We start from the raw sequence: 16710 nt of genomic DNA, 5'->3' as shown, positions 1-16710 counted from the left end.
CAGAGTAAGATGACCCTCATGTTCCGGGGGTCGGTGAGAATCCGAACCGGCGGTGACAGTCCGCGAACCTCGCACCCGCGAGGCCGACTCGGCGAAATTCCGAGACCGACGGTGATGCGCCTCAGGCGCGAGTCCGGATAAAAGGAACACGATGATTGCAGCAATGGCACCCGTTATGTTGGGGTTGCCTTCCCTCGGTGCATACCGGCTCACCGAGCCGGGAATCATGATCAGAGAAGATGATGAACACCGAGAACCCTTTTTCCACGGTAGCGCGCGCCCACAGGCGGATAGCGCTGGATCGTGCCTTCCAGATCGCCCGCTTCGGCCCGGCCGACACCGCCAACCCACAGGTGGGGTGTGTGCTGATCGATCCCGCCGGCCGAATCCGGGCCGAGGGGTGGCATCGTGGTGCTGGAACCGACCACGCTGAAGTGGACGCACTCAGGCAACTACCTGCTTCCTGGGCCGACCGTGGCCACGAGCTCACCGCCGTCATCACGCTAGAACCCTGCCACCACACCGGTCGTACCGGTCCGTGTGCCCAGGCACTGCTCGAGGCCGGGATTGCCACAGTGGTCTACGCGATGGACGATCCCACCCCCACCGCACGCGGGGGCGCAGACTTCTTGGCCAGCCACGGTGTGCAAGTTATCGGACCGGTCGATCCCGTCGCCGGATACCGACTTTTGGGCACCTGGCTGGCCCGCACGCTCCCCCGCCCGCAGATCACGGTGAAGTGGGCGCAATCTGTAGACGGCCGAATAGCCGCACCCGATGGCACCAGTCAGTGGATCACCGGTCCGACAGCACGCGCTGATGCGCACCGTCGTCGCGCCGCGGCCGACGCCATCCTGGTCGGCACCGGAACCGTGCTGGCCGATGATCCCGCTCTCACCGCTCGTACCGCGCAGGGAGAGCTCTTGGTGCCCGCCGACGAGCAACCGGTGCCGATCGTGCTCGGCTCACGGGATATTCCCGATACGGCAGCCGTGCACCGTAGCCCTGCTCTGGCAGCTCGCGGACTGCATTCCGCCGTGCGCCTCACACCGCAACACCCGGGTGAACTGCTGCTCGAATTCGCTTCCCTGCGGGATCAGGGCATCACCAGCGTGCTGGTTGATGGGGGACCACGCGTGATCTCCTCCCTGATCCGGGAACACCTCGTGGATGAATTCCTGATTTACACCGCACCGGTGCTACTGGGAGGACCGCGCACTGCCCTGGACGATATCGGCGTCACCAGCCTGGAGCAGGCACCCCCGCTGATCATCCACGAGCGCCACCAGCTGGGTGCGGATCACGTGACGATCGCAACTCCCGCCCCATACGTCATACCATCAACCACAGAAGAACACCACCCAATCGCTTACTCACCTGACAGGAGGCCCTGATGTTTACCGGACTGGTGGAAGACCTCGGAGAGGTCCTCGATCTCACCCCCGATGGAGATGGCCAACGCTTGCGCGTCCGCTCCACGCTGGTGGCAGCCGATGCCAGCCACGGGGACTCGATTGCCGTCAATGGCGTGTGCTTGACCGTCGTTGACCACACCGACACCGAGATCAGCCTGGACGTGATGGCCCAAACTCTGGCCGTTACCGGGCTGGGCAACTTAGGCGCCGGGGCTCCGGTGAATCTGGAGCGGGCCCTGCGGGCGGATGCCCGACTCGGTGGGCATGTGGTCCAGGGCCACTGCGATGCCCGCGCAGTGGTCGCCGAAATCCACCCTGGCCAGCAATGGCGCAAGATCCGGTTCGCACTACTCGGGGATGCGGCGACCACAACGGTTGCCCCACTGATCGTGGATCGAGGATCGATCACCGTCGACGGCGTTTCCCTGACCGTTTCCGCCGTGTCAGGACCGGCTGAAACGACTCCCTGGTTTGAGGTCTCGCTGATCCCCGAAACCTTGCGAGCCACCACGCTGGGGCAACTCGGCCCCGGGGACGCGGTCAACCTCGAGACCGATGTTCTAGCCCGGCACCTAGCGCGCCTGGCCCAATTCGACCGTTCACTCATCGTCCCCTTCGACCGCACCTCAGCCAACTGAGGTATCACCCTATCGTTCTGAACGGAGGCATCTGTTGTCCTTAGCATCCATTGACGAGGCGGTCACCGCCTTAAAAGCAGGCCGGCCGGTTATTGTCGCTGATGATCAAGACCGCGAAAATGAGGGCGATGTCATCATTTCCGCCCAGCTGGCTACCCAGGAGTCGATCGCCTGGGCAGTCAAACATTCCTCGGGGTTGCTGTGCGCACCGATGACGCGCGAGATCGCCGATCGGTTAGATCTGCCGATGATGGTCGAGCACAGTCAGGATCCCCAAGCCACCGCCTATACCGTCACCGTCGATGCCACCGAAGGAATCACGACCGGGATTTCAGCCCATGACCGGATGACCACATTCCACCGGCTGGCCGACCCCTGCGGTGTGCCAGCAGACCTGACCCGTCCCGGGCATGTGCTCCCCTTACGTGCCGTGGACGGTGGGGTGCGGGTCCGCCCGGGCCACACCGAGGCCTCGGTGGAATTAATGAAGCTGGCCGGCCTGGCCCCGGTGGCGGTCATTGCCGAAATTGTCGCCGATGACGGTGAGATGATGCGCCTGCCGCAGCTACAAGAACTCGGTGCTGCCGAACAGGTTCCGGTGACCACGATCGAGAAGCTGATTGATTACCTCAATGAGCGCGATCCCCGCCATGCCACTGACGCCTCCCAGCACTTACAGTCGGGCACCTCACCAGTACAGCACCGCGCCCACCGCAGGGTCTCGCTACTGGCCGACACGCTGGTCCCCACGATCCACGGTGATGTCCGGATCAGGGCCTATCGGGACCGCCAGCAGGGCATTGACCATTTGGCGGTGACAGCCCCGGGTTCGGCCAACGCCGAAGACCGGCGCGACGTCCCGTTAGTGCGAGTCCATTCCGAGTGCATCACCGGTGAGGTCTTCGGCTCGCTGAAGTGTGAATGTGGTCCGCAACTCGATGCCTCTCTAGCGCAGATCCACGCCGAGGGCGGCGCAGTAATTTATCTGCGCGACCACGAAGGGCGCGGTATTGGACTGGCCAACAAACTGCGGGCCTATGCCCTGCAGGAACAAGGACTGGATACCGTGGAGGCCAATCTTCAGCTGGGCTTACCAGCCGATGCCCGCAATTACGAGGTGGCTGCCGAGATCCTGGCCGAGCTCGGTATGACGCGGGTGCGACTGTTGACGAATAATCCCGAGAAGGTCGCTCAGCTCACCAGCGAAGGTATTACCGTCGTCGATACCGTGCCCCTGGTGGTCAACATTCATGACACTAATGTCCAATACATGCGCGATAAGCGCGACAAGATGGGGCATACACTCCCCCAGACCTTGACCATCACGACCAACACCCAGTCTGTGACGACCGCCGGAGTTTCCTCGGCGCAATCCGTAGGTCCCGCCACAGATCAGAGTACAGAGAGGAACCTGTCCGCATGAGCTCTGCAGGAGCGCCCCAGCTTTCCGCGAATGCTGAGGGTCTTAACGTAGCCATCATCGCCGCCAGTTGGCATCACCACGTCATCTCGACCATGCAACAGGAGGCAATTACGACCATCACCAAGTCCGGGGCCGAAGCGGAAACTTTTACCGTGGCCGGCTCCTTCGAACTTCCCCTGGCTACCCAGGTTGCCTTAAGGACGGGATATGATGCCGCGGTTTGTCTTGGGGTCATCGTCCGTGGAGAAACTCCGCACTTCGACTATGTCTCCAGTGCTGTCACACAGGGGCTCACCCGGGTCCAGCTCGATACCGGCAAACCCGTCGGATTTGGAGTATTGACTGTAGACAACGAGCAACAAGCCTGGGATCGTTCGGGAGCAGCCGGGGCGCGCGAGTCCAAAGGCCGAGAAGCTACTGAAGCTGCTTTGCACCTGGCCCGGGCAGTGCAAAAGATCACGACCGGTCGTAGTTCGTCATGACGCCAAGAGGAGTCGCGGTGAGAGTACTCATCGAATCACGAGGGGGTTCACCGGAGACCCGGTAGCGCGGTGAATCTTCAGTGGCGCGGCAGTGTAGAGAAAGTCGTACTTACCGTCAGCGTGACATTTCTCTGCCAGCTCTTCGAGGTCGCAAATCTCGGTAAAGACAACCCCCAGGTTGCGCATCAGCGCATTATGTAGCACCAAAGCAACCCCGGTGGCAGGATCGAACGTGACCTCGTTACCAATCAAATCGGTCACCAAATTGGGGATCTCCATCTCATGGAACCACTCCACAAGATCCGGAGAATAAGCCAAGCCCGGTTCGCAAAAATCCTCATAGAACGACTCCCCCTCATCGTGGAACCGTTGGAGGTAATTGGTACGGATGACCACGATGTCGTGCTTCTCGAGCGTGATGTTCTGATGTTCTGCACAAGCTAAAAGCTCCTCGTGGTCGAAGGTTTCCCCGGCATCGAGTGATTCCACGCCTCGATACCGAGCTATGTCGAGAAGGACTCCTCGCCCCACCACACCACGTTGCGCAATGGGGGCGACGCTCGCTTTATCTAAACCACCAACCGTGGTGCGTGCATCGTAGCCATTCCACAGCGTTCCGTCGTACCAGACGTGTCCCAGAGCGTCGTACTGGGTTGATCCCTGCAAGAACGCCAACATTTTGTCATCGGCATAGTGCATACCGCCGGGGAACTCTGGGCCCGTGCCAGCATCCCAGGACGACTCATCGGTAATCATCTCTAGCTTGGCTGGTTCGCGCCCTGGGAAAACCGGGTCGCCTTTCGGATCACCAATCATGCGTTGCAGGGTGAGAACCTCGCCCTCTGACACAGCTTTGATACCCCGGAGCACCTCATCTCTGGTGAGAAAATTCAGGGCGCCCACCTCATCGTCCGCACCCCAACGTCCCCAATTCTTCGGAGCATTCGCTAGTAGTTCTCTCAGTTCTGGCACATGTGGCATCTGAATTCGTCCTATCTATCCCCGTCGCGAAAGAGGTTTTGACCTCCACCTCACCCGATTCAATATGGCGTACATCATAGTTACACGCGAACGGCGAGCGCAAGATTCGCACGGTCCAGAATGGACTTCGCGAGGCACCTTGGCGTGTTCTTGTAGCAACCCCAGGGTGAAGTGTTACTGCAGCCTTGCCTAACGCCCCCAATTCCAGCTTTCGCGGATACTAGCCGTACCCCGTGTTGACGATTCCGACAACCCGTCGGCGCTAACGGAAGCCTGGCGGAAGAACGGAGCACACCGAAGATAACGACGACCAGGACGGTAACCCTATGGGCACCGACAGGTTAGCCTTCGGACAACAAATCATGGCACGTTTCCGGCGGCAGAACCCGCCGAGCGCAGTAAGGAAGACGGTCAGCGCGACGCCACGTTCTCCGATGAGTCACCAATCCGGGCTACACCGATGGGAGAGGAGGAACAACGAACCCATTCAACCCCAGACAGAGAAAACATCCGTGTCGAAGATACCTTGTAGAACGTTCCGACCACCGATGAGTAATCCTCCACTTTCCCCACCGTCAACGATAGTGCTAACCCCGGTTTCTAGTACCCGAGAATCCGCTCATGCCACTCGTACTTCCGCGCCACGATGAGTCGATGATCCTTAACTAACCGAAATGAAATAATTAACCGATAGTTAATGATTAGTTACCACATAGCTAACAATAACCAGATGGCGCCGACCCTCCGGATCAAAAGTCAAATAATGAAACGTACAGGATACCGAACGCCTCAAGGTCGGAACGCGCGCACCCGGCGTCAGAAATGAGAATAATATTCTTCGGTTAAAAAAGATTGCACAGCCACCCTAAAAGTCAAAAAATATCATCCTGACTAGCCAGTTTGCCGGAGACTGCCTGACCAGAATCGAAGCTACATCCCTGCGATACCGCCGAAGTTTGACAAAAAGCCCTTGTACCTCCCACGAGGTGCTTATACCCTTGATTTTGAGTTCGAGCCAAAGTCTTGACTCGAGAGGGTCGCTCAGCCTCCGGGTAGTTCATTCCCTCAATTCTTTTAGGCACAACTTCATTCCACTAAGGAGAGCCCCATGTCCACCTCATCCAAAAAGAGCGTTCTGGCGACAATCGTCGGATTCGGATCCGCAACTGCGCTGTCTTGTGGCCTGATGATCAGCCCGGCTATCGCTGACCCCAATGAGCCCGGCAACGGTGAACAATTGCCCATCGACGACCCAACCGACCAGCCCACCGACGACCCAACCGACGACCCAACCGACGACCCAACCGACCAGCCCACCGACGAACCCACCGACGACCCAACCGACCAGCCCACCGACGAACCCACCGACGACCCAACCGACCAGCCCACCGACGAACCCACCGACCAGCCCACCGACGACCCAACCGACCAGCCCACCGACGAACCCACCGACGAACCCACCGACGAGCCGTCGCCTACTGATACGGAACTGCCGGATACCTGTGATGTGTGGATCGTTGATTCAGCCGGCAGTGGCCCACGCGAAGACAACACCCTGGCCCAGGGTGAAACCTTGTCCGGCGTCGATTTCGCCGGCGTAGGCCTGGAACACGGATCCCAGTACACCTGGGCAGTCTCCACTGACTCAGACGTCGACAACGCTGAGTTCTCGGATCAAGCCGACGAAGAAGGATTCTTCGCCTTCAATCTGGGCCAAGAGACCCGTAACGAAGACGAGGCACCCGGGGAAGGAACCCAGACCGCACTGGCCACTGGCGACTACACCGTAACTGTTGACGGCACGCAGGGCAACGGAGAACCAGCCAAAGACTGCACCGTCAACTTCACCGTCGTGGCAGATAAAGACGGCTCTGGCGCCGACAACGGCTCGGACTCCGACGACAAGGGCTCTGGCAACAAAGGCTCTGGCGACAAGGGCTCTGGCGACAAAGGCTCTGGCGACAAGGGCTCTGGCGACAAAGGCTCTGGCGACAAGGAAGTTGTAGCCGCAGGTTCCGGTCAGCAGAGTGGCGGAGACACCCTGGCTAACACCGGTGCCACCGCCGGCGTACTCGCCGGAGCTGGCGCTCTGGCTGTTGCCGGTGGTGCAGCTGCACTCATCGCAGCACGTCGCCGCGCTCACTCCTAAAACATAAATAAAATAGGTCGGCCTAAACCGACCCTGCAACAAAGCAACTCACAAATATTGATGGGGCAGGTCATAGCAGACCTGCCCCATCAATATCGACGCCATCTTGAATCCAAAAAACCGACAATAGACTGGCCATGCCATTCAAGTAGTCGTTTGTACATGTACAGGGTGCCAAGACTCCGGCTCTATTCTTCCAACCATGCCAGCCACGCCTCGCCGAGGTCACGCACTGTTCTAGCGTCCTTGACCGCCTGTGCTTCTTCAACCTGTCGCTGAGCCTTTCGCTGTTGCTTCAGTTTGGCCGGGGGAACGAAAACACCCATAGCTTTCTGTTCCTTAGCTATCTCAAGAGCTTTCTCTGCGTCCTGACGCCGATCAAACTGACCTATCTCATACTGCACACCTAAGTAGCTCATTCTGACCCTGTACTTACCTCGCCTGAACGTGATCCCTCGAGGTAGCTTCTCAGGTCGTGCCATGTCCCTATGTCCTGTCCCTAGTTTTAGGGTATTTTGGCGCATATCCTGGAACAACCTGAGATAAGCCAATTCCACTAATTTCCTTTGTTTGCAACGAAAAACCCCGGAAACTCAACGGTTCCCGGGGTCGTACGCGGAGGATAGGGGATTTGAACCCCTGAGGGCTGTTAACCCAACACGCGTTCCAGGCGTGCGCACTAGGCCGCTATGCGAATCCTCCTTGAGCTCTCACTCGAACACATGCCGTCTTCGTGCAAGAGCAGGTTCAAGCATAGCTGAAATCATGACACGTTTTCAAAATGCGCACCGACAGTGCCTGAATGACTCCTGCGCCCGGCTCTTGTCATGACCTGATACGATGGGTCACGGCTCCTCACGTGGTGTCATCTTTCTGAACTCCCCCAGGACAGGAATGTAGCAAGGGTAGGAAGGCTCTGGCAGGTACGTGAGGGGCCTTTTTGTTATAACTTCTAGGCTAGGCTGCAGTCTCGCCCTTGTTCCGCGCCCGCTTAGCCCACGGCTCTTGATCGGTGGGTGTACCCAGGTTGAAGACAACGGTCACGACGAGACCGAGCACCAATCCAAAGACCAGGGCCAATAAGAAGTTAAAGTCGACACTGAACATAAAGGCGAACAACACACCGGTCCAGACTCCAGCGAACAATCCGGGGGTAGACAAGTACTTCATCACATTCCTCTTGATCCGAAAGCTGTTGTGACCACTACGTACTCCTATTATCTCATGCCCCCGTTCCTGAAGTTCTCGCGCTAACTCAGAATTGCCAGCAACTGCTGACCCGGTTCCAAGGGTCCTCACATATTCGCATCTTAGACTGGAACCAGCGCCTCCAAGGTGTGAGTGATGAGTGATAGTGATCGGCCCGGATACTCCCCCAAGTATCCGGGCCGATTCTTTGACTCAACAGACTGCGTTCGACCATGAGCTATCCACGGCCAGACATCCACGACCAGACCGTTCACAATCCCGGTCTAGCCCGTAACCGGCGAGTTATCCAGCCACGCCATCGCCGTCCATCCAACATTGTCTCAGCACATGTGCCCCACGGCGTGAGGGGAACAGCTTAGCGTGGCGCAGCAGTTTCGAGGTTCTCTCCGACTCTCCACCGCGCGCCGGTAGATCGCCCACATTGCGTGCTCTTTTACAACGAAGCACTCTTCGCGGTAGCAAAAGATCGTCAGATTCCCAGATTCCTTTAACCTTGACTCAAGCCTCTTCACATTTAAGCCCCTTAGAGTTGATATCAACCTCTTCAAGGTGTGAGTGATGAGAGGTGGCCCGGATGCGATACCATCCGGGCCACTTTTTTGTTGCGCAAATTCAAACAACACGACAAGCCGCATTACCACAGCCTCGTGACATATGGTGAAAATCACTTACACTAGTCAGCGGGGCATGGGCTCTGCAAAGCGCCAAGCTCACCCCCGAAAGAGCTCAACCAAGGGAGAAAAAGCCGTGACGGTAGTCGAAGATCTCAAAGCGAACATGACGTTGCCAGTCATCGGTGCACCCCTGTTCATTATTTCGAATCCGAAACTGGTCATTGAACAGTGTCGCAATGGCGTTATCGGATCGTTTCCAGCCTTGAATGCCAGGCCACAGGAACAGTTTGAGGTCTGGCTTGACGAGATCGAAACGACACTGGCTTCCCTCAAAGAACAAGAGCCAGAACGTCGCATTGCTCCTTATGCGGTGAATTTGATCGTCCACCCCACGAACAAGCGCCTCCAGGACGATCTTGGCGTCTGTGTCAAGCACCGAGTTCCGATCGTGATCACGTCTTTGCACGCTCCCACCGAGGTCGTCAAAGTAGTCCACGACTATGGAGGATTAGTTTTCCACGATGTCACCACCGTTCGGCACGCACGTAAAGCTATCGAGGCCGGCGTCGATGGGCTGATCCTGGTCTGTGCAGGTGCGGGTGGTCACGCAGGAGCTACCAGCCCGTTTGCTTTGGTCCCTGAAATTCGTCGTTTCTACGACGGGCCGATTGCACTGTCCGGTTCTGTTGCCTCCGGACAATCTATTCTCACCGCCGAAGTGCTGGGCGCAGATTTTGCCTATGTCGGCACGAAGTTCATTGCTGCCACGGAAGCGAACGTGCCCGATGCGTATCAGCAGATGGTGCTCGATTCTGCTGCCGCAGATGTCGTCTACACCTCGGCTTTCACGGGCGTTGCCGGAAACTACCTGAAGCCCAGTATCACCGCTGCCGGCCTAGACCCCGACCACCTGGCTGAACGAGACTCCTCCACAATGGATTGGAATGACGGTGGCGCGAAAGCCTGGAAAGATATCTGGGGTTCCGGCCAAGGCGTGGGACAAATTGACGCCGTGGCGCCGGCCGCATCCATCATCGGCGCCCTCGCCGAGCAGTACCACCAGCACAAAGCACTGGTGGCACAGCAACTTAGTGAGTAACCACGTGATTACCCGAGTTTGTTGACAATCTCGCGGTTAAAGGCGTCCAGATCTGCCGGAGTGCGCGAGGAGATGAGCTTGCCATCGACGACAACCTCCTCGTCCACCCAGGTTGCCCCGGCGTTGCGCAGATCGGTTTTCAGTGAGGGGAAGCTCGTGAGCTTCCGACCCTGGAGTACCTCAGCATCGGTCAGAATCCATGCGCCGTGGCAAATTGCGGCCACGAGTTTGTTCTGGTCGAAAAACCCGCGAGTGAAAGCCACAGCGTTTTCATCCAGACGGATCGCATCAGCATTGCCGGTGCCACCCGGTAGAACGAGAGCATCGAAATCCTCTGCCTTCGCCTGGGCCACCTCAAGGTCAACCGGCTGGGCGTGGGCACCTTCTTTACCGGATACTTCCTGCTGCTTCGGAGAAACCAGCACGGGCTCAGCCCCTGCTTCGGCTACAGCTTTCCAGGGTTCCGTCAATTCTGAAGGCTCATAGTTGTCAGTGACCAAAAAAGCAACACGCTGTGCCACGAGAATCAGTGACTCCTTTCGCGACGTTGTTCACGATATCCCGATGGATTGTCGATGCATTTGTCGTGCAGGTTTGAGATCCTGTTGCTCCCTTTTAACGCAAGTACTTCTCGACGGTCTCGTCAAGGGGATACGATCGATGCGGATTCGGTCAGCTACACACTTTTGGCTGACAGCGACTAAGGTGTACTGATGTGACCACCGCCTTATACCGTCGCTACCGTCCGGACACATTTGATGATGTGATCGGTCAGGAACATGTGACCGAGCCGCTGAAGAACGCGCTGAGCAAAAATAAGGTCAACCACGCCTATCTGTTCTCCGGTCCACGCGGTTGTGGCAAGACCACCTCGGCCCGTATTTTGGCCCGTTGCTTGAACTGTGTCCAGGGGCCCACGCCGGTGCCCTGTGGCGAGTGCGATTCCTGTCGCGAGCTAGCCACCGGTGGTCCGGGCTCCCTGGACGTGATCGAGATTGACGCGGCCTCTCACGGCGGTGTAGATGATGCACGTGACCTGCGGGAACGTGCGACGTTTGCTCCCACCCGGGACCGCTACAAGATCTTTATTGTCGACGAGGCACACATGGTCTCCTCTGCTGGTTTCAACGCGCTGTTGAAGATCGTGGAGGAACCACCCGAGCACATCAAGTTTATTTTTGCCACCACCGAGCCAGATAAGGTCATCGGCACCATCCGCTCGCGGACTCATCACTACCCGTTCCGACTGGTTCCCCCCGAACCGCTGATGAACTATCTGGAGTCGCTGGCCGGACTCGAACACATTACGATTGCGCCCGGAGTCTTATCCTTGGTGGTTCGAGCCGGTGGCGGTTCAGTGCGCGACACGCTCTCGGTACTCGACCAGCTCATTGCCGGAGCCACCGAGGAAGGCGTCAGTTATGAGCTCGCTGTGAACCTGTTGGGGTTCACCCCCGAGTCCTTATTAGATGATGTCGTCGATTCCCTGGCAGCCCAAGACTCCGAAACGTCCTTTCAAGTCATCGACCGGGTGATCCAATCCGGCCAGGACCCGCGTCGCTTCGTGGAAGATCTCCTGGAACGGTTGCGCGACGTGGTAATCGTCAAAGCCATGGCCGAGAATGCTGGAAGTGTGTTGCATGGCGTCTCTGAGGACCAGATCCGTCGCCTCAATGCCCAAGCCGCCCAGATGGGAGCCGCTGAGCTTTCGCGGGCCGCGGACATCACCGCAAAGGCCCTGACTGAAATGGTCGGGGCAACCTCGCCCAAACTTCACCTGGAGCTGTTGGTCGCGCGACTGATGTTGCCCTCGATCGATGAGACCCAGCAGGGCCTGGCTGCCCGGATCGAACGCATTGAGCGTCGTTTGGACTACGGCGCAGCGCCCCCTGCTGCCCCAGCCGGGGCAGTTGAGTCGACAGCTAGCGGTGCATCCGCCACTGCGGCCACTGCTGGCAATACCACCACCTCTGGGGCCGCCCTGGCGCGGGCTACTCTGCGCGGGAATGCCGGCGACGAGCAACAACCGGAACCTGCTCCCAGCGACCAACCCCAGCAGTCGGAACCACCACAAGCGCCACCCCAGCACACTCAGCCCGACCAGTCGGCTGAGCCGCGTCAGCCCAGCCCGGACCAAGGCAGTTCCCGGGTGGAAATGGTTCGCCGTGCGTGGCCGGAGGTGATCAACTATCTCGAACAACATTCACGCCTGATGTGGATGACGTTCAAAGACAACGCGGGCATTGCCGGCTTTGATGGCACCACGTTGACGATCGGCTTCCGGAATGACGGGGCCAAGCACACCGCCCAAAAGCGTGGTGGTGAACAGATCATTGCCCAGGCCTACCAGCAGATTCTGGGCCTTGAACCTCAGGTGGACTTAGTGGTCGGATCAGATACGGCCACCCCATCGGTTGCGGCCCCCAACTCCGGCGGTAGTGGTGGCGGTGGTGTCGACCCAAAAGCTGAAAGCCGCCCGACGCCGGCGGCAGAGACCCCAGCAGTGACGTCCACCGAGGTCTCTGCGCCCCCGGCGCCACAGACTCCCACGCGATCTGCTCCAGCGCGCGAGTCGGGCCAGGAACCTCCGTCCGCAGAGACTGGTCAGAACGCGCGCCCCGGGGCGCCGGAGCAGACGCCTGTGCACACCGGATCGGCCGTCTCCGAGTACCAGCCCAGTGCCGAAGAACTTGCTGAACTCGCCGAAGATGAGCAGGCCCCTGTAGCCTGGGACGAAATACCCGATGAGGGCGAGACATCCCCCGCACCGCCACAGGCAACTCAGTCCGCCTCCGAGCCGGTTGCTGAGGACGGCTACGCCGGATTCATCCCTACCCCAGATCCAGCCACCAAGCCCAAGGTCCCTTTCTTCGCCAAACCCGAGGCTGAACTTCGCGCAGAGTTCCAGGAACGTTTCGGGGATTTGATCCCGACCTATCCCCCCAAGACCCCCGATTCCTCTACGCCGAGGCAAGATTCAGCCTCTCCTGCTCCGCCGAGCGCTCACGCGCCAGACACCAATCGCCCCGGCACCCAGAACACCACCGATACTGACCCCGGCTCCGCAGAGACCACCACTACACCCCAGGCTGCGGAATCCGCGCCCGGTGAAGACACCCAAAACTCTTCCCGGCCGTCAATGTTCCAGCAGATGATGAACCAGTACCGGAAAAACACGGCACATAACACCGTCGCGTCTTCCCCGGTCCATCCCCCCGCTCCTTCACCGCAACAGCACCCCCACCAGGACCCGAGCGATCGCCACCCCGAACCAGCCACTCACGACGAGCCGGCACCAGTAGCCTGGAACGAAGAGGTTGCCAGCGAGGATGACGTTCTCGTTGAGGACTCCGGCCTTGTCGGACGCCCGGTGCTAGAGCGCATCCTCAACGCCCGGCTCGTGGAAGAACTCAACCCCGACGGCACTCCGAAGTTCTCATCCTGATCGCTGACCACCAGCTCAACCAAAGAAGGTCCCATCGTGTATGACGGCGCCATCCAAGACTTGATGGACGAACTGGGCCGACTACCCGGTATCGGCCCGAAGTCTGCCCAACGCATTGCCTTCCACATCTTGGAGGCCGATGCCGAGGAGATGCTGAAACTCGCCGATGCCATCCGCGTGGTCAAGGAAAAGATTCAACTCTGCTCGGTCTGTTTCAATGTCACCGAACACGAGATCTGCCCGATCTGCGCCGATGAGTCTCGTGATCGCGGACTGCTATGTGTGGTGGAGGAATCCCAGGATGTGCTGGCCATCGAGCGCACTCGCACCTTCCACGGTCGCTATCACGTTTTAGGCGGAGCGATTAACCCCATCGGTGGAGTAGGACCCGAGCAACTCCACGTCCGCGAGTTGCTCTCCCGACTACAAGACGACACCATCCAAGAGGTCATCATTGCCACCAACCCCAACTTGGAAGGCGAAGCCACCGCAACGTACCTGACTCGCATGCTCGCTGCCACCGGGATCACCATCTCCCGGTTGGCGTCGGGCTTGCCGGTGGGTGGAGATCTAGAATATGCCGATGAAGTCACGCTGGGCCGAGCCTTCGAAGGCCGCCGTCGCTTGGGAGAATCCCCCTCACAAGAGTGATACAGGTCATCACCTCGCATGTCTCAGCTCACAACTCAGCCACGAACATACCCCCAATTCGCAATATTTCACCCGTATCTGCTTAATTACACCTTTTTTCAGGTGCGCTGGGGTGGCATCCTCCGTACACTTAATGTCTTGTTAGCACGCACATCAATCGCGAAAGTTCTCAATGAGTCTTATCGTTCAAAAATACGGCGGCTCTTCGGTTGCCGATGCCAAATCCATCCAACGGGTAGCACGTCGTGTTGCCGACACCCAAAAATCTGGGAACCAAGTGGTCGTGGTGGTCTCCGCCATGGGAGACACCACCGATGACCTGCTGGACCTCGCCGATAAAATTTCTCGTCAAGCCCCAGTGCGCGAAATGGATATCCTCCTCTCGGCCGGCGAGCGCATTTCCATGTCCCTGCTGGCCATGGCCGTACACGAACGCGGTATCACGGCCCGTAGCTTCACCGGTTCTCAGGCCGGTATGCTCACCGACACCCAGCACGGGGATGCCCGGATCGTGCAGGTCAACCCCTACCGCATTAAAGAAGCCGTCGATGAGGGCGATGTTGCCATTGTGGCCGGTTTCCAGGGCATGAGCCCTGAATCCAAAGACATCACCACCATGGGACGCGGTGGTTCCGATACCACGGCGGTGGCTTTGGCGGCAGCATTGCGGGCCGACGCCTGCGAGATCTACACCGATGTTGATGGCGTGTACTCCGCAGACCCCCGCGTGGTGCCCACCGCGAAGAAAATCCACGAAATCTCCTCCGAGGAAATGCTGGAAATGGCGGCCTCAGGATCGAAGATCCTGCACTTGCGCTCGGTGGAATATGCCCGCCGCTTTGGCGTGAAACTCCACGTCCGCTCCTCATTTTCCCACCATCAAGGAACGTGGGTCATCCCCGATCCAGCCGATTCGATCCACCTGAAGGAAGGCGAACCCTTGGAACAACCCATCATTGCCGGTATTGCTCACGATCGATCCGAAGGTAAAGTCACCGTCATCGGTGTACCCGACGTGCCGGGTAAGGCCGCCGAGGTCTTCCACGTCGTGGCCAAGACCAACACCAATATCGATATGATCGTCCAGAACGTCTCGCGCGCCGGCTCCGGTCGCACCGATATTTCCTTCACCATCCCCAAGGATCAGGGCGACGAGGCATTGCGGGCCCTGCGCGAGGCGCAGGAGGACATCGGTTTCGAGGACACACTGTTCAATAAGAACATCGGTAAGGTCTCGCTGGTCGGTGGCGGTATGCGCTCCAACCCCGGGATCTCCGCCCGGTTCTTCGACGCACTGCACAACGCCGGCGCCAACATCGACTTGATTTCGACCTCCGAGATCCGCATCTCGGTGATCACCGCTGCCGAGAAGCTCGATGACGCGATCAAGGCGATCCACACCGAGTTCGACCTCGACGCCGAAGAAGAAGCCACCGTCTACGCTGGCACCGGCCGCTAACACCGGTCCCGCCAGTGGCGCCAAGAGGTTAAGACCTCAACACAGCAAGACGTCACGGCAACTGACCACACGTGATGGCCGGTCCACCACCCCGGGTACTCGCCCGGTGGCGGACCGGCCTGTTTCACTCCTGCGGGGGATGACCCACCTCGCAGTGATCTTCTAGACTGTCACCCATGCACACAGCCACCAGCCCCGGAACCCTGACGGTGATGGATGCCGAGGACTATCGGGCCCGATCCGCCGCACACAGCCAACGCATCACCGAGCTGACCCGGGAACTTTTCGAGCTCCGCGCGGCCGGGATCAAACACCCGATCTTCGACTTCATGTTCTCCTACTATTCCTTCACCGCCGGAGCGCTGAAGCGCTGGCATCCGGGCCCCCACGCTGTGTTGCTCCCCGATCACACCGGTCAGGCCCCCGACCATGCTGACTACCCGCACTACCGGTATGACTCAGACTGGGGTGGGTACCGCGTGGATACCGACTCTTTTCGTGCCAAGCGCCAGACCGCCATCAATGTCACGGTCAATCTGCTCGCCGCCACACTACCCCGCCGGGCCCAGCTGAGCTGTTTTGGTCTGCACGAGTGGGCGATGGCCTACCGATCGGACCGCCACGGGATTCGGCACGCCCAGCTACCGTTGCGACTCGGAGCATCCGGCACCGACGAGGTGGTGGAATCCCACAAGATCACGTGCACCCACTTTGATGCCTACCGGTTCTACGCGCCCGAGGCCAAACCGGCTCATCGTAATTGAGAGTGTAGAACCGGTCTGAAGCCGCCGGACTCGAGCAGACATCTCGCGATGTAGTGCGTGAGGTTGCGGAAGCCGAGTGCTGAGCCCCGTAGGTGTTCGAGCCTGCCATTGATCGCTTCGGTAGGCCCGTTCGACGTTCCCGGTCGGGTGAAGAACGCCAGGATATCAGCAGCTCGACGCTTCAGAGTCCGTCCTAACCGCTTGAGTTCGGCCAGTCCTGTCGGCAGATTCGTCGTCAGATCGTCGATGACTGTTTGTAAGAGCTTCTTGCCCTCGTTGCCGTCGTTGGTTCGGTAAGCGCGCACAATGTCTTGATAGACGGCCCAGGTGACTTCGACGGCGGTGAAGTTGGCGTCGGCGAAGAGGTCTACGATCCGCTCC

The 16710-nt window shown here is 59.1% G+C and carries 15 protein-coding genes, 1 tRNA gene, 1 other RNA gene and 1 riboswitch; of the genes, 11 read left to right on the top strand and 6 right to left on the bottom strand.

Going from position 1 to position 16710, the window contains the following annotated elements; genetic code table 11:
- Window positions 1-15 precede the first annotated feature (15 nt).
- Window positions 16-153, top strand: a riboswitch (FMN riboswitch).
- 86 nt (window positions 154-239) lie between these two features.
- The 4 genes from ribD to ribH are packed head-to-tail and all read left to right on the top strand — an operon-like array spanning window position 240 to window position 3958.
- The gene (gene ribD, locus DCC24_RS10810) at window positions 240-1394 is read left to right on the top strand and encodes a bifunctional diaminohydroxyphosphoribosylaminopyrimidine deaminase/5-amino-6-(5-phosphoribosylamino)uracil reductase RibD (RefSeq protein WP_110099921.1); all 1155 of its coding nucleotides are present in this window, start codon (window positions 240-242) and stop codon (window positions 1392-1394) included.
- Window positions 1394-2053 (top strand): riboflavin synthase, encoded by a 660-nt coding sequence (locus DCC24_RS10805; RefSeq protein WP_110099920.1) that lies wholly within the window; start codon window positions 1394-1396, stop codon window positions 2051-2053. The genes ribD and DCC24_RS10805 overlap by 1 nt, the downstream gene beginning before the upstream one ends.
- Window positions 2054-2087: 34 nt before the next feature.
- Complete coding sequence (gene ribB, locus DCC24_RS10800; protein ID WP_110099919.1) at window positions 2088-3476, top strand: 3,4-dihydroxy-2-butanone-4-phosphate synthase; 1389 nt, start codon at window positions 2088-2090, stop codon at window positions 3474-3476.
- Window positions 3473-3958 (top strand): 6,7-dimethyl-8-ribityllumazine synthase, encoded by a 486-nt coding sequence (gene ribH / locus DCC24_RS10795; protein WP_110099918.1) that lies wholly within the window; start codon window positions 3473-3475, stop codon window positions 3956-3958. The genes ribB and ribH overlap by 4 nt, the downstream gene beginning before the upstream one ends.
- A gap of 27 nt (window positions 3959-3985) precedes the next feature.
- Here ribH and DCC24_RS10790 read toward each other — a convergent pair whose 3' ends face one another.
- Complete coding sequence (locus DCC24_RS10790; RefSeq protein ID WP_110099917.1) at window positions 3986-4939, bottom strand: cyclase family protein; 954 nt, start codon at window positions 4937-4939, stop codon at window positions 3986-3988.
- Between the two features lie 1108 nt (window positions 4940-6047).
- Here DCC24_RS10790 and DCC24_RS12240 point away from each other — a divergent pair.
- Entirely contained in the window at window positions 6048-7088 is a 1041-nt protein-coding gene (locus DCC24_RS12240) for a PT domain-containing protein (RefSeq protein WP_199446275.1), read from the top strand.
- A gap of 188 nt (window positions 7089-7276) precedes the next feature.
- Here DCC24_RS12240 and DCC24_RS12100 read toward each other — a convergent pair whose 3' ends face one another.
- Together DCC24_RS12100 and DCC24_RS10775 are read right to left on the bottom strand one after the other, a co-directional pair.
- Entirely contained in the window at window positions 7277-7414 is a 138-nt protein-coding gene (locus DCC24_RS12100; protein ID WP_158524667.1) for a hypothetical protein, read from the bottom strand.
- Window positions 7415-7704: 290 nt separating this feature from the next.
- Window positions 7705-7790 (bottom strand) — tRNA-Ser (locus DCC24_RS10775).
- Between the two features lie 144 nt (window positions 7791-7934).
- Between DCC24_RS10775 and ffs the strand changes: the two genes are divergently transcribed.
- Window positions 7935-8031: signal recognition particle sRNA small type (ffs, locus tag DCC24_RS10770), an RNA gene on the top strand.
- Between the two features lie 14 nt (window positions 8032-8045).
- Here the strand turns inward: ffs and DCC24_RS10765 are convergent.
- Complete coding sequence (locus DCC24_RS10765; RefSeq protein WP_110099915.1) at window positions 8046-8258, bottom strand: hypothetical protein; 213 nt, start codon at window positions 8256-8258, stop codon at window positions 8046-8048.
- A 726-nt stretch (window positions 8259-8984) separates the two neighbouring features.
- On the opposite strand from DCC24_RS10765, the gene DCC24_RS10760 reads away from it, so the two are divergent.
- A complete protein-coding gene (locus tag DCC24_RS10760) occupies window positions 8985-10010 on the top strand; it encodes a nitronate monooxygenase family protein (RefSeq protein ID WP_199445898.1) in 1026 nt (341 codons plus the stop codon).
- An 8-nt stretch (window positions 10011-10018) separates the two neighbouring features.
- Here DCC24_RS10760 and DCC24_RS10755 read toward each other — a convergent pair whose 3' ends face one another.
- Complete coding sequence (locus tag DCC24_RS10755; protein ID WP_110099914.1) at window positions 10019-10540, bottom strand: type 1 glutamine amidotransferase domain-containing protein; 522 nt, start codon at window positions 10538-10540, stop codon at window positions 10019-10021.
- A 185-nt stretch (window positions 10541-10725) separates the two neighbouring features.
- Here DCC24_RS10755 and DCC24_RS10750 point away from each other — a divergent pair, with 185 nt between their 5' ends.
- The 4 genes from DCC24_RS10750 (at window position 10726) to DCC24_RS10735 (ending at window position 16329) form a co-directional block, all read left to right on the top strand.
- On the top strand, window positions 10726-13455 hold the full coding sequence (locus DCC24_RS10750) for a DNA polymerase III subunit gamma and tau (protein ID WP_110099913.1): 2730 nt from the start codon (window positions 10726-10728) through the stop codon (window positions 13453-13455).
- A 36-nt stretch (window positions 13456-13491) separates the two neighbouring features.
- Complete coding sequence (gene recR / locus DCC24_RS10745; RefSeq protein ID WP_110099912.1) at window positions 13492-14106, top strand: recombination mediator RecR; 615 nt, start codon at window positions 13492-13494, stop codon at window positions 14104-14106.
- A 172-nt stretch (window positions 14107-14278) separates the two neighbouring features.
- Window positions 14279-15565: an aspartate kinase gene (locus tag DCC24_RS10740; RefSeq protein WP_110099911.1), complete on the top strand. Its 1287-nt coding sequence runs from the start codon at window positions 14279-14281 to the stop codon at window positions 15563-15565.
- Window positions 15566-15741: 176 nt separating this feature from the next.
- Entirely contained in the window at window positions 15742-16329 is a 588-nt protein-coding gene (locus DCC24_RS10735) for a hypothetical protein (RefSeq protein WP_110099910.1), read from the top strand.
- Here DCC24_RS10735 and DCC24_RS10730 read toward each other — a convergent pair.
- Window positions 16317-16710 (bottom strand): transposase (locus DCC24_RS10730; RefSeq protein WP_146206322.1); only part of this gene is annotated, 394 nt, incomplete at its 5' end. The two genes, DCC24_RS10735 and DCC24_RS10730, sit on opposite strands and share 13 nt — an antisense overlap.

The sequence above is a fragment of the Auritidibacter sp. NML100628 genome (assembly GCF_003185985.1).
In the GTDB taxonomy this organism is placed as follows: domain Bacteria; phylum Actinomycetota; class Actinomycetes; order Actinomycetales; family Micrococcaceae; genus Auritidibacter; species Auritidibacter ignavus.
This window is presented reverse-complemented; position numbering and strand designations above follow the sequence as displayed.